This is a genomic window from Taklimakanibacter deserti (genome assembly GCA_003574785.1).
Genome location: QORU01000001.1, coordinates 618,343 through 630,784 on the forward strand (window position 1 = coordinate 618,343; position 12,442 = coordinate 630,784).

The following is a 12,442-nucleotide window of genomic DNA, read 5'->3' on the forward strand; positions in this document are numbered from 1 at the left end:
CAGGGAATTTTTCCAAAAAAGAGTCGCCCTGAGCAATATCAAGAGGTTAGCTTACCGGAATCTCGCGGAGCAGGGAATTTGCCCGCCACCAGGCGACCGGCCGGAACACATAGTCTCATCCTGGTATTCTCCAACTCCCACGCTCTGGCCCACGATTGCAAGGGCGCATTGCCGGGCTGACGAAGAGACGGTAGGAAGGGCCGCGATCATATCGGTTGCGGCCATGACCCTCGAAACCTTCCTCCTCTTCGCGCCGGCCTGTTTCGCCATCAACATGGCGTTCGGGCCGAACAACCTGCTGTCCCTCACCAATGCGGCGCGGAGCGGCTTGGCACCCGCCATCCTTGCGGCCGCCGGGCGGATCGTCTCCTTCGCCGTCATGATCGCCATTGCCGGCATCGGCCTCGGCGCCGTCCTCGCCGCCTCGGAGACGGTCTTCATGGCGGTCAAATGGGTCGGCGCCCTCTATCTCATCTGGATCGGCATCAAGCTGATCCGGGCAGGTGCGCCGTTGCTCGGTGATGAGGGTTCGGCCCCAGCCTTGTCGCTCAGGACGCTCACGCTTCAGGAGCTCTGGGTGGCGGCAGGGAATCCCAAGGCTATTCTCGTCTTCACCGCCTTCTTTCCGCAATTCGTCGACGCCCAGTCCTATGCGCTGAGCTTCACCATCCTCGGTGCGATCTTCCTCGTTTTCGAGCTTTTCGCCATCCTGGTCTATTCCTTCATCGGCGCGAAGCTCGGGCGCCATATCCGCAATGGCCGCGCCCTCAAATGGTTCAACCGGACGAGCGGGACGATGATGATCGGTTTCGGCCTGGCGCTGATGTTCACGCGCCGACCGGCAACCTAGTTCTCTTTCGCAGAAAGGTTGAAGCGCTCCGCCAGCCGCGCCACCAGGGCCTGGAGCCGGCCAAAAATGTCGAACTCGCCGAAGGCCGCGCCCACTTTCTGCGGCGGCAATTCGACCTCGTCGATCTCGAGCGCGGCCTGCTTCACGTCCTCGCCATCGAGCTCGGCGACCGTCAATGAGGCGGGGCCGAGTTGGATGCGGTCGCCCATGCCGATACGGTCCTCGCAGCGCAACCGGAAGGCCTGGGTCACGGTGAGACCGCGCAGGTCGTCCGGAATGGTAAGGCCATAGGCGGGTGCCAGCTCATCCAGCGAAATGTCGCCGGTGAAATTGAAGGCAGCCACCGGGTGATGCGTGTGAATGGCTTCGGAAGCGGCGAAAAGCCGGTCGAGGCGCTGGGCGCGGTCGGTCGGCACCAGGAAATAGGCATAGTCGCCAGGCGCCAGCGCCTTGGCGTCGGCCCAGGCCAGGACCTTCTCCTGGCGCGCCACCATGACCGGCTGGATCCAGGTAGGCAGATCGGGGCGGGTCAGGATCGGGCTATCCTCGATGATCGGAAAGCCGACCATTTCGAGGTTGATCTGGCCGGGAAGGTCGATCTCGACACGCTGCGTCTCGGGCGCCGTCTCGGTCAAGGCGACGCCGAGCCCGCGGGCGACCGCGGTCAGCGTCCAGCCCTGCACCAGGAGCGAGATGAAGACGGCGACGAAGGCGACGTTGAAATAGAGCTCGGCATTGGCGACACCGGACAGGGTCGGGATGGCGGCGAGGAAGATCGATACGGCGCCGCGCAGGCCGACCCAGGAGATGAAGGCCTTTTCGCGCGCGGTGAAGCGGAAGGGCAACAGGCAGAGCCAGACGGCCACCGGCCTTGCGATGACGATGAGGAAGACGGCGATGAGGACGGCGGGCACGAGGTAGCCCAGGAGCTTGGACGGCGTCACGAGGAGGCCCAAGACCAGGAACATCAGGATCTGGCAGAGCCAGGTCGCCGCATCGTGAAAGCTCAGGATCGAGGGAAAGGCGCGGGCGGGCCGGTTACCGAGGACCAGGCCGGCGAGATAGACCGCGAGGAAGCCCGAACCTTCGACGGCCGCAGCCGCGGCATAGATGGCAAGTGCGGCCGTTATGGCGAAAAGCGGATGGAGGCCCGAGGGGAGCGCCATGCGGTTGAGCCCCTGGACCAGCAACCAGCCGCCCACGAGGCCTGCAACCGTGCCGATGACGACCTGGCGCAGGAGCAAGATGACGACATCGAGGCTCGAGCCATGGGGGCCGAGCAGGATCAGCTCGACCAGCACGATGGTCAGGAAGACGGCGAAGGGATCGTTGGTGCCGGATTCGATCTCGAGGGCCGCGGCGACGCGCCGGCGCAATTGCAGGCCGCCGGCGCGCATGAGGAAGAAGACCGCGGCGGCATCGGTCGAGCTCACGATGGCCCCGAGCAGCAATCCCTCGAGCCAGGAAAGGCCCAATACCAGGCAGGCAAGCGCCCCGGTCAGCGCCGCGGTGATGACGACGCCCACCGTCGCGAGGAGGCTCGCCGGCAACAGGCTGCCGCGGAAAACGGCGAGCCGGGTCCTGAGGCCCCCGTCGAACAGGATGATGGCCAGCGCCACGGTGCCGACCAGATAGGTCAGCCGATAGTCGTTGAAGACGATGCCGCCCGGCCCATCCTCGCCCGCCAGCATGCCGATGATCAGAAAGACGAGCAGCAAGGGCGCGCCGAAGCGCGTGGCGATGAGGCTCGAGGCGATGCCGACCAGAATGAGGACCGCCAGAAACAAAAGTCCGAGATTGATGACGCCGATCTGCTCCATCAGCGAGCCTTAGCACGCTCATTCGAATAACCAAGCACTGCTTACACTTAACGACGAGCGCTTCGGCGCCGGTTTCGAAAAAGCCCCGAAATAACCATTTATCAATAGCCCGACCCTAGCATCCTCGCCGTCTTTGCCATGGTTCGGGGCGGTGAGGTTCCTTCCATGAGTGCATGCGGGATCTATCTTTCAGGAGCCATCCTGATCGTGCTGGCGCTGTCCGCCCGAGCGTCCCTGGCGGACGACCGGCATGACTGCGAGAAGCTCAAGGGCGAGGCGAGCCTCAGGGCCTGCAGCGCGGTCATCGAGGCCGGCACCCATGATGCCGGCACGCTCGCCATCGCCTATCTCAATCGCGGCCTCGAATATTTCGACAAGGGCCATTACGACCAGGCGATCAACGACTATAGCGCCTCGATCGATCTCGCCCCCATGAATGCCGATGTCTACAACAACCGCGGCAATGCCTATCAGGCGAAGCGCGATTATGGCCGGGCGATCAGCGATTTCGACATGGCGCTCCACCTCAATCCGCGGCATGCGCTGGCCTATAACAACCGCGGCATCGCCTATGCCAACAGGGGCGAGTTCGATCGGGCGATCTTGAGCTATGACGGGGCGATCGCCATCGATCCGGCCTATGCCGGCGCCTATAACAACCGCGGCTATGCCTATGCGCGCAAAGGGGCCTATGACCGCGCGGTCGATGATTTCGGAACGGCGATCGCGCTCGATCCGGGGAACGCGCCAGCCTACCGCAACCGGGCCCGGGTCTATCAGAATCTGGGCCGCTATGATCTCGCCGTCGCGGACTACCGCCAGGCGCTGGACATCAGGCCGAGCGAGAGCGCGGCCCAGGGGCTGAAGGTCTCGGAAGCGCTGCTCGCGGCGAAGACCAAGGAAATCGAGGAGGGGGCCGAGGCCGAGACCGCGACGTTCCGGCAGATGCCCAATACCGATCTCACGGGCCCCATGATCGGCAAGATCGCGGCGGGCAATCTCGATCAATGTGAAAAGGCCTGCGGCAAGGACCAGGCCTGCAATGCCTATTCCTTCAATATGTGGAATTCGGTTTGTTTCCTCAAAGCTGAGGCCACCTTGCGCTTCCTCGATCCGAGCACGGTGAGCGGGCTCAAGGGCGAAACCTATCCGCCGCCGATATCGAATGCCATGATGGCCATGCTGCGCTTCCGGAACAAGGCCTTTCCGGGAGACCCCGTCCGCGCGAGCCTGCAGAACCGCTTCGAGGATTGCGAAGCGAGCTGCGAAGCGAGCGAGGCTTGCATCGCCTTTTCCTTCATCAAGGCCAGTTCGATGTGCCAGATCTTCGAGCAGGCTGAGGAATATGTGAGCGACGAGGGCGTCGACAGCGGCGCCAAGCGGCAGGTCGTGAATTGACCGCGAAGCGCCAGAAATATAAGCCTGCAAGAGCAAAGGAAATGGTCGTGCCCAAAGCCGAATATGATGAGCTCATCGCTGCTGCGAAGGCGAAGGCGGACGAAGATGCGGCGGATGTAGCCATCTTCGATGAGCGCTTGGCTGAGCTAGTGGCGGGCAAGACGCAAATACTGCCCGTCGAAGTATCGGCGGGTATCATGCGCGGCGACAAGAGAATCAAGGCCATACGCAAATGGCGCAGCATCCCCCAGATCAAACTGGCAAAGAAGCTGGCCATCTCTCAAGCACACCTGTCCGATGTCGAGGCGGGCAAGCGATCACTGACCCCCGCCATTGCCGCCAAGGCGGCAAAAATGCTCGATGTGCCGGTCGATTGGCTGACATAGAAGGAAAGCTCGTTCCCGGTGCCCCGAGCGTTCGGTCCAGGAACTGCTTCAGGCCTTCTGGAACCGGATGCCGCACTTCTTCTGGGTCGAGGTTTGTTCGATGGCCGGCGTCTCCGCTGGGTTTTACATGCAGCCGAAGAGGGATAGCGAGGGGGCGGTTGCATGCTCGCTCTCGTGAACGTCTACCCGGCCACCGGTTTTTGCTTCCGATTAGAAGTGTGCTTAGCTGCTGACGGGACGTCCGTGGCTGCATCTGGCGTTCTTCCTCGGCTTGTTCCGGGGGCGATCAAGGTGTCTTCCAACACTTCGGGTAGGATAGAGGACGTCCGGCGAGAATGCTCGCAGCGTGCAGGCGGATCAAAGCAAAGCGAGGGAATCATGAGCCGTCGGGAGGACATTAAGGCAATCCAGCTCTTCACAGGGTTCGACGACGAAGAAATCGATGCGTTCGTCGATGCGGCCGATCGCAAGATAGTATCAGCAGGCCACGTCTTCTTCGCCGTAGGCAATCTCAATCATTCGCTGTTCATAATTCACTCGGGCTCCGTCACCGTCGCCAGGCTCGGCTCTACCGGGGATGTTCCATTGGCAACCTTGAAGGCGGGGCAGACCTTTGGAGAAATGTCGTTCATGGACGGATCGCGAACGACGGCTGCCGTGACCGCCAAAGGAGAGTGTGAGGTTCTCGAAATTTCGCGCAAGTCCGTGGACAGGCTGCTGGATGAGAAACCAAGCCTGGGTGTGAAGCTGTGGCGGAATTTCGCCCTCGACCTGAGGCATCGGTTGGCCAAGACCAATGAGCTGATCGACCAGTACATGGATTTGAATCAGGTCCTGCTTCAGGACCAGTCGGTTCGCGAGTTTTACGCCAGGCTCTAACGACCTGTTGTGGTCTAGACTATACTATCCGGCCTTGCAGCCGGGACCTTCGGTCATGTGGACCTGATTGTTCCGGGAATATTCGTTCATGGCGCCCGAAGCCGCATCGACACCGAGCCCGATAACACCTCCCAGGATCACATTGCCGGCCGCCATCTCCTCGGTATTGGACACAATGACCCCTTGGCCCGTGGCGCAGCCCTTCTTGCAGCGAACGATGATATCGTGTTTCGACTTGTCGAGATCGAGCACCGCAGGAGTCGTGACGACGCGCGTGCCGATCCTATCGGAGGTGAGCGTGCAACTGGCCCCTGGATAGCCCGGCGTGTCGAGAGAAACTGACTGGTCCGTGCCCTTGACGATCGTCGCACAGCCCGCGCCAATGAGCCCGAATAGAACAAGAAGCGCCGCCGTTTTCAATCGCCGTCCCTCCCCCGTAGCCGTAGCGGCACCGAACTGCTTCTTCATTTCGGTCAACCTTTTCCTTGAAGTTCCACTTAAAATGACCCGCGACGACGACCATAGCGGCACCCGGGCAGACCGAGCGCGAACCAGATGACCTTTACTTGGAGGGTTTTTGCCGTCCTCCCAGCCCGGTATGCCCGGACGGCGTTGCATAACACAAACTGTCTTGATTTGAAAACAGATGTCTAAACCTTGGCTAGGATTGTTTGGAAGGAGTAGGGCGCTGGGCGGCAGACCGTCGCTACACGGACATTCCTAGCCGTTCCGGTCCTTCGCCAGCTTGAGCCCATGCTGGAGCAGGTTGCGGAGCGTGGTCACGACATGCCGCTCCTCATGGCCGACCTTGCCGTCGATCTCGGCCATGAGCTCGCATTCCTCCAACATGACGGGTAACGCTGCCGGGTGCTCGGTGGCGAGCCTGCCAATGATACGCGCGGCATCCAGGCTATCGGCCGATTTGCGGCGGGCCCAGCGAACGGCATGCTCGATTTCGCCCGCCTCTACGGCGATGCCCATTTCATGCGCCCGCCGAGCCGCGAATTCCTCCAGCAAGGCTTTCTCCGGCGCGGCAACCAGGCCGTCGGCCGCGGCGACCATGGCCAGGATGCGGATCTCATCGCCGATCTCCGAGATGACGGATTTCGCGCCAGGATCGGAATCCGGCCCTTCCTCGCCCAGGATCGTTATCTCGATCTCGACGCCTGCGAGCTCACCGCGATCATTGGTGTCGAAGCCGGTGACCCTGATCTGGTGACGGTCGCCTTCCGAGAGCGAGCGGCTCACCCATTGCCGTCCTTGCGGTACATGGCCAATGCAGTTCGGCCCATGAAAGCAGGCGATCGCCCCCGGCTCGCCGGAACGTTGCAGGGTGATCTCGTCGCCTTCCCGGATGTGCTGCTTCACATAGGCGGCACGGCCCTCATGGGACAGGCCGATGATCAGGCATGGATAGGATCGCATAGTTCCTCCCATCCGGCTCCCGGGCCATTTGGTCTCAAGCTTTATGAATGAGCCCCATGACGAAGGCAACTCGCCGTGCCGACCGCCCCGCCTTGGTTTCTCGTGGCGCGCCGGCGCAAAGCAGCTTACCTTCTCGACTGCAGCCGGGTTTCGAGCTGTCCTGAACCGGGGGTGATACTGTGATGATCGAAAGCCGTGACCGTTTGCATCCATTGTCAGCCTTGCGCCGCGAGCCGGGCTGGCTTCCGCGCATCCTCATCGCCACCTTGCTGATCGCCTGCGTCCCGAGCGTCGCGCACGCGCAAGGCATGGCCGACAAGGTCAGGGCGATTACGCCGGAATTGGAGACCTATATCGAAAGCAGCATGAAGCTGTTCGACAATCCTGGCCTCGCCATCGGCATCGTTACCGGAGACAAGCTGGTTTACGCCAAAGGCTTCGGCGTTCGCCAGAAGGGTGGTCAGCCCGTCGACACAAAGACGGTGTTCCAGATCGGCTCGACCACGAAAGCCTTTCTGGCAACAACCATGGCGATCGGCGTCGACCAGAAAAAATTCGCCTGGGACGACAAGGTGGTCGATCTCCATCCCGACTTCCAGATGGCCGATCCCTGGGTGACGCGGGAATTCCGCCTGTTCGAGCTGCTGACGCAGAGATCCGGCCTGCCGAGAGAGGTGAACGACATTGTCGGATTGCTTGGCGCGACGCAAACCGAGATGATCCGCTCGCTGCGTGCCGTGGAACCGGTTTCCAGTTTCCGCATGAGCTTCTCCTATACCAACATCACGCACATGCTCGCCGGCCAGATCGTTGCGGATCGATTCGGCAAGAGCGATTGGGACAGCGTCGTCAGGGAAACGATCTTCGAGCCGCTGGGCATGAAGAACACATCGCTGACCGCGAAGGACATCGAGGCCAACGCCAATCATGCGGAGGGCCACCGCTGGGCGTCGACGGGCACGGTCGAAGTGCCGTTCACGCAGATCTTTCCCTACGACTTCGCCGGCGCCGGGGCCATCAACTCGAATATCGAGGATCTGAGCACCTGGGTCAGGCTGCATCTCGCCGGCGGCGTGGTCGACGGGAAACGGATCGTGACCGAGGAGGCCCTGGCCTTCACCAAAACACCGCGCGTACCGGTCTCCGACAAGTTGGTCTATGCCATGGGCTGGGTCGTGCAGCTCACGCCGAACGGCCAGATCGTCTGGCACAATGGCGGCACCCCTGCTTTCGGCGCCTTCATCGGCACGGTCCGCGACAAGGATGTCGGTGTCATCGTGCTGACCAACGAAGCAAATGTCGGTCTGCCGGACGCTCTCGGCGAATGGGTCCTCCACAAGCTGCTCGGCAACACGGTCGATGATCTCGTCGCCCTCAAGCTCAAGGCGGCCAAAGAGGGTGAAGCCGCATCGACCGCAATCTTCGCGAAATCAGCTGCGGCCGTCGAGACTCCGCCCCTGAAGCCATTGGCCGGGACATTCAGCAATGGCAGCTTCGGCGATGCGACGCTGACAGAGAACGCCGGCGCTCTCGCGCTCAAGCTCGAGCGGACCGGCGCGGTGCTCGATTTCAAGCCGCGGGGCGGGTATCTGTTTGACATCATCCTGCGCCCGGAGGACCGCTTCGCCGCAGTCGCGGCGAATCTGGGGCCGACGCCCATCGGCTTCGCCGAGTTCCAGGTCGATCCAGCCGGGCACTATAACCGGCTCGATGTCCTGTTTCCCGACAATGGCCAGTCTTACATATTTACGCGCAACGAATAACCATAGGCATCGAGCTGGCTGCTGGAGGCCGAAGCAAAATGGGCACCGATTTCGCTCTGAAACCTGCCCCCATGGAGGGCAAGGGTGCCTATAACCGCCATTCCGGCGTCCAGCAGGCCGGTGCTTCACCGGCCTTGCCGCTGTGGGAGGAGGCGGCCGCCCGAGTGGTTCTGCCGCCCGCAGCCGAGCCGATCGTCATCGCGGATTATGGCTCTTCGCAAGGTCACAGCTCGTTTGGCCAGATCGGTGCCGCGATCCACGCGATCAGACAGCGCACCGGACCCAGCCGGCCAATCTCAGTCGTGCACAACGACCTTCCCGCCAGCGATTTCAGCACGCTGTTCGAGGCGCTGGCCAGCGATCCGGACAGCTATCTCAAACAGGACCCGGCCAGCTTCGCGTCGGCCGTCGGCCGCAGCTTCTACGAACAGGTCCTGCCGCCGGCGAGCGTCACGCTCGGCTGGTCGTCCTGGGCCGTGCAATGGCTGAGCCGGGCACCGGCCCCGATCCCCGACCAGGTCCATATTTCCGTCAGCGCGGACAAAACGGTGCGGGACCTCTATGAGCGGCAGTCGGCCGAGGACTGGCGTGCATTCCTGGCGCACCGCGCGGATGAGCTTCGTCCCGGCGGCCGGCTGGTCGTGCTGACGATGGCGCTCACCCCGGATGGCGACTTCGGCTATGGGCCGATCCTCGCGGCGATGTATGACGCGCTCCGGCAAGCCGTGCGCCAGGGCTTCATCAGCGAAGCCGAGTTGAATTCGATGGCGATACCGACGGTAGGCCGCGGCCTTGCGCAGCTCAAGCACCCGTTCGACGACGGACGTTTCGCGGGCTTGTCGCTCGACCACGCCGAGGTGTTTTCAGGCCCCGACCCGATCTGGGAGGGTTTCGAGCGCGATCGGGATGCAAAGGCCTACGGCGCCCGCTGGGCGGCGTTCTCGCGGGCGTCGGTGCTGCCGACGCTGGCCGCCGCCCTTGGCGGTGCGACAGACCGCAGAACCGACTTCATAGCCCGAATCGAAAACGGCATGGCGACGCGACTCGCCGCGGCTCCGGAAAAATTCCCCATCCCGCTCGGACTGGTGGCCGTGAGCAAGGATCGATGAGCCGGCCGGCTATTTCAGCGGGGCGAAATTCGCATGCGCGGAAATCAGCCAGCGGTCGCCGTCGCGCCGGAACACCGAGAGACGCGGTGAAATTCCTTTGACTTCCTTGCCCTCGATGGTCTGGTCCGTGTCTATGTTGTAGCGCACGACCATGACATTGTCGGTCCCCGTCGCGATGATGTCGCTGTATTGGGAACGGACCCGCTGCTTCGGAAGCAATTTCAGATAGCTCGTCTTGTCATGGCCGCTGCCGTCCGACCGCAAGATCTGGAATTCCGGCGCCAGGACCTTTTCGACCACAGCAGGATCGCCGGTCACAATCGCATCCGCCCACGGATCCAGCGCCTTCAAAGCCTCTTCGGGCGAGATCGGTTCCGCCGCGTCGGCGGCGCCCGCGGCAAGGGCCGAGATGCCCGCCAATGCGATGATGGTAAAATCCCTGCGCGTGGATGTGTGCTGCCGATCTCTGGTCATAGGACTCTCATTTGCCGTTGGCCCGGCAAAGATAGTCACCAAATCCAGAGTTTACGCAAGGGGCGGGAGCGCCATGGCAATCGATGGCTGCGGCAAAGGTAAATAGCGATGAGCTCAATTCGTCGATTGGACGCCTTGCGGTTCCGGCTGGCCGAGGACGAAGCCCTTGCCGTCCAGGTGATAGATGTCGGGCCGGAAATTGACCGCACCCTCGGGCGTCGCCCATGCGGTCAGATACATGAAGCGAACGCTTGGCGGATCCTCGACCTTCAGCTCGAAGGGCTGCCGGCTGGCGATGATCTGGCCGTACTGATCGGGGCTGTAGTCCGCCTGGTTGCGCAGCACCCAGTCGATGACCGTCTGCACCTGATCGACGCGGATGCAGCCCGAGCTTTCGAACCGCGCATTGCTGCCGAACAATTCGCGGTGCGGCGTATCGTGCATGTAGACCATGAAGTCGTTGGGGAAGTTGATCTTCACCGTGGCGAGCGCATTGTTCTCGCCTGGATCCTGACGGAAGAAATAGCGTTCGGGCGGTGTATTCGCCCAGTCGATCGTCGAAGGGTCGATCTCCGGACCGTCGACGCCGTCGAACACCCGGATCTGCATCTGGGCGAGATAGCTCGAGTCCTTGAGATAGTGCGGAACGATGTCGCGCTCGACGATCGAGGCCGGAATCTTCCAATAGGGATTGAAGGTCACGTCGCTGACCGTGCTCAGCAGCGTGGGCGAGGGGCGATCGAGCTTGCCGGCGACGATGTTGTGACGCGAGAAGACCCGGCCATCCTCGACGGTCTCGAGCTGGAGCGAGGGGATATTGACCAGGATGGCGCGCGATGCGAGGTCCTGCGCATAGGCCGAGACCCGCGGCTCGTTTTCCATGAGCGTGGCGAGGCGGACCTCGGCGGGGATGTTGAGCTCGCTCAGCGTGCGATCGCCGACCGTGCCGGTCGGCACCACACCATGATTGATCTGAAAAGCCTTCACCGCGGCAACCATATCGGCGTCGAACAAGGAGGCGTCAGGTCCGCCCAGCGTGTCGAAGGGCAGATAGTTCTCGAAGATCAGCCGCTGGCGCAGCAACAATGCCTGCTCGCCCTTGGCGCCCTTCGCCAGCTTCTTGCTGGTGATCTGGGGCCAGCCGCCATTCTTGACGATCTGCCTGTACATCACGATCGCATCGGCGAGCGCCTGTTCCGAGCCCCCCGTCAGCATCGCCAGCTCGTCGTTATTGGCGACGATCTGGGTGTGAGTCGCGAGCTTGCTGGACGTCGACGCCTTGGGGGCGGCCGGGGCCGGCGACGCGCTGTCCGGGGTGTCCTGCGCCAAAACCGGCGCCGAGGCGAGGGTGAGGAGCAGGGCAGCGACAGCTACGCCGCGACGAGGAGCAAATTGCGGGATCGATTCCATCAAGGGCCTAACTAAGCGTAAATTGTTTAATTTCCTGGGACATCTTCGCGTTATCCCAGTGAAAAAAGCCGATATTAAGGTCGGACAAGGGTTTGCAACTCCTTGATTTCCTTGGTGAGCCCGGATGGGTTCGAAGCATCGACCCTGGTCAAAGTTAGAAACCCAGCTCCAATCGCATCTGCCGTAAGGAAAGTCGTCCTGATCTGGCGCCTTCTCGATCTTCGCCTAAGCAGGAGGGGACGGCGGGTGGTATTTGGACTGCAGCTGAAGCTTTAAGCCCCAAAACACAGCCTGGTCCAGCCGTTCCGCTTCCTTCCTCCGGAATGCGAGCATCCCGCTTGGGCGATTCAGCGAGTTTGCCCAAACTTCTGAGGTGACTTAGTTTAGTGCTTGTCACCTTCATTGGCGAAGCGACGGCTATGACCGTTTCAGGCCGCCTTATCGGGGCCAGGGTCTAAAATGCTTAGCCAGAGCAACACCTTGACCTTGGTAGTTGGACCTAACGTCCGTGCCGTATGCACGATCGGTCTTTCCAGTTGCGATTTGACTGTAGCGTAGCCACCCCACAATCTGATTGTGCTCTAGCGTGAAAGATACGCCGTACGATCTTACCTCGAGCACAGCACGGCTGCCGCCAGCTTTTCCTTCGCTCCATCCAAATCCAGGGTCAAAGAAGCCGGCATAGTGAACCCTAAATTCACCAGAACTTGTATCATAAGGCACCATTTCGGCGGCTAACTGCCTAGGCACGCCAACCTCCTCGCGAGTCGCGAGAATGTGGAAGTCATCTTTGTCGAGATTTATTCGGCCGTCGATGGTCGCTTAACATGCACTAGGGCCTGTTTACAATCAGCGGATAGCGAAGAAAGCGGCGACGAGGCTGATGAACCCGGCAAAGCAAGCATCGGTCTTTTCGTAGCGGGTTGCG

12 protein-coding genes are annotated in these 12,442 nt (G+C 61.8%); 6 read left to right on the top strand and 6 right to left on the bottom strand.

Annotated elements, in window-relative coordinates; genetic code table 11:
• Window positions 1-223 precede the first annotated feature (223 nt).
• The gene (locus DS839_RS03110) at window positions 224-850 is read left to right on the top strand and encodes a LysE family translocator (RefSeq protein WP_119268801.1); all 627 of its coding nucleotides are present in this window, start codon (window positions 224-226) and stop codon (window positions 848-850) included.
• On the opposite strand, the gene DS839_RS03115 is transcribed toward DS839_RS03110, so the two are convergent.
• Entirely contained in the window at window positions 847-2,670 is a 1,824-nt protein-coding gene (locus DS839_RS03115) for a potassium/proton antiporter (protein WP_119268802.1), read from the bottom strand. The genes DS839_RS03110 and DS839_RS03115 overlap by 4 nt on opposite strands.
• A gap of 165 nt (window positions 2,671-2,835) precedes the next feature.
• Here DS839_RS03115 and DS839_RS03120 point away from each other — a divergent pair, with 165 nt between their 5' ends.
• The 3 genes from DS839_RS03120 to DS839_RS03130 all read left to right on the top strand — a co-directional run bounded on the left by DS839_RS03120 (window position 2,836) and on the right by DS839_RS03130 (window position 5,333).
• Window positions 2,836-4,068: a tetratricopeptide repeat protein gene (locus DS839_RS03120; RefSeq protein ID WP_162918258.1), complete on the top strand. Its 1,233-nt coding sequence runs from the start codon at window positions 2,836-2,838 to the stop codon at window positions 4,066-4,068.
• Complete coding sequence (locus DS839_RS03125) at window positions 4,065-4,454, top strand: helix-turn-helix domain-containing protein (RefSeq protein ID WP_368911095.1); 390 nt, start codon at window positions 4,065-4,067, stop codon at window positions 4,452-4,454. The genes DS839_RS03120 and DS839_RS03125 overlap by 4 nt, the downstream gene beginning before the upstream one ends.
• 378 nt (window positions 4,455-4,832) lie before the next feature.
• Complete coding sequence (locus DS839_RS03130) at window positions 4,833-5,333, top strand: Crp/Fnr family transcriptional regulator (protein WP_162918259.1); 501 nt, start codon at window positions 4,833-4,835, stop codon at window positions 5,331-5,333.
• A gap of 24 nt (window positions 5,334-5,357) precedes the next feature.
• Here DS839_RS03130 and DS839_RS03135 read toward each other — a convergent pair whose 3' ends face one another.
• Both DS839_RS03135 and DS839_RS03140 read right to left on the bottom strand, forming a co-directional pair.
• Entirely contained in the window at window positions 5,358-5,801 is a 444-nt protein-coding gene (locus DS839_RS03135; protein WP_162918260.1) for a hypothetical protein, read from the bottom strand.
• Window positions 5,802-6,053: 252 nt separating this feature from the next.
• Window positions 6,054-6,758, bottom strand: coding sequence for a tellurite resistance TerB family protein (locus DS839_RS03140; RefSeq protein WP_119268807.1), 705 nt, complete (start codon window positions 6,756-6,758; stop codon window positions 6,054-6,056).
• A 182-nt stretch (window positions 6,759-6,940) separates the two neighbouring features.
• Between DS839_RS03140 and DS839_RS03145 the strand changes: the two genes are divergently transcribed.
• Both DS839_RS03145 and DS839_RS03150 read left to right on the top strand, forming a co-directional pair.
• Complete coding sequence (locus tag DS839_RS03145) at window positions 6,941-8,521, top strand: serine hydrolase domain-containing protein (protein ID WP_119268808.1); 1,581 nt, start codon at window positions 6,941-6,943, stop codon at window positions 8,519-8,521.
• Window positions 8,522-8,559: 38 nt separating this feature from the next.
• On the top strand, window positions 8,560-9,630 hold the full coding sequence (locus DS839_RS03150) for a class I SAM-dependent methyltransferase (protein WP_119268809.1): 1,071 nt from the start codon (window positions 8,560-8,562) through the stop codon (window positions 9,628-9,630).
• Window positions 9,631-9,639: 9 nt separating this feature from the next.
• On the opposite strand, the gene DS839_RS03155 is transcribed toward DS839_RS03150, so the two are convergent.
• The 3 genes from DS839_RS03155 to DS839_RS03165 all read right to left on the bottom strand — a co-directional run bounded on the left by DS839_RS03155 (window position 9,640) and on the right by DS839_RS03165 (window position 12,330).
• A complete protein-coding gene (locus tag DS839_RS03155) occupies window positions 9,640-10,104 on the bottom strand; it encodes a nuclear transport factor 2 family protein (RefSeq protein ID WP_119268810.1) in 465 nt (154 codons plus the stop codon).
• A 114-nt stretch (window positions 10,105-10,218) separates the two neighbouring features.
• On the bottom strand, window positions 10,219-11,514 hold the full coding sequence (locus DS839_RS03160) for a L,D-transpeptidase family protein (RefSeq protein WP_119268811.1): 1,296 nt from the start codon (window positions 11,512-11,514) through the stop codon (window positions 10,219-10,221).
• Window positions 11,515-11,952: 438 nt separating this feature from the next.
• Window positions 11,953-12,330, bottom strand: a complete 378-nt coding sequence (locus DS839_RS03165; RefSeq protein WP_119268812.1) for a dCTP deaminase domain-containing protein — start codon at window positions 12,328-12,330, stop codon at window positions 11,953-11,955.
• Window positions 12,331-12,442 lie beyond the last annotated feature (112 nt).

What these genes read in the sequence shown, in the direction of transcription:
- DS839_RS03110 (WP_119268801.1), top strand. Translation starts at nt 224, where the DNA reads ATGACCCTCGAAACCTTCCTCCTCTTCGCGCCGGCCTGTTTCGCCATC.
- DS839_RS03115 (WP_119268802.1), bottom strand. Translation starts at nt 2,670, where the DNA reads ATGGAGCAGATCGGCGTCATCAATCTCGGACTTTTGTTTCTGGCGGTC.
- DS839_RS03120 (WP_162918258.1), top strand. Translation starts at nt 2,836, where the DNA reads ATGAGTGCATGCGGGATCTATCTTTCAGGAGCCATCCTGATCGTGCTG.
- DS839_RS03130 (WP_162918259.1), top strand. Translation starts at nt 4,833, where the DNA reads ATGAGCCGTCGGGAGGACATTAAGGCAATCCAGCTCTTCACAGGGTTC.
- DS839_RS03135 (WP_162918260.1), bottom strand. Translation starts at nt 5,801, where the DNA reads ATGAAGAAGCAGTTCGGTGCCGCTACGGCTACGGGGGAGGGACGGCGA.
- DS839_RS03140 (WP_119268807.1), bottom strand. Translation starts at nt 6,758, where the DNA reads ATGCGATCCTATCCATGCCTGATCATCGGCCTGTCCCATGAGGGCCGT.
- DS839_RS03145 (WP_119268808.1), top strand. Translation starts at nt 6,941, where the DNA reads ATGATCGAAAGCCGTGACCGTTTGCATCCATTGTCAGCCTTGCGCCGC.
- DS839_RS03150 (WP_119268809.1), top strand. Translation starts at nt 8,560, where the DNA reads ATGGGCACCGATTTCGCTCTGAAACCTGCCCCCATGGAGGGCAAGGGT.
- DS839_RS03155 (WP_119268810.1), bottom strand. Translation starts at nt 10,104, where the DNA reads ATGACCAGAGATCGGCAGCACACATCCACGCGCAGGGATTTTACCATC.
- DS839_RS03160 (WP_119268811.1), bottom strand. Translation starts at nt 11,514, where the DNA reads ATGGAATCGATCCCGCAATTTGCTCCTCGTCGCGGCGTAGCTGTCGCT.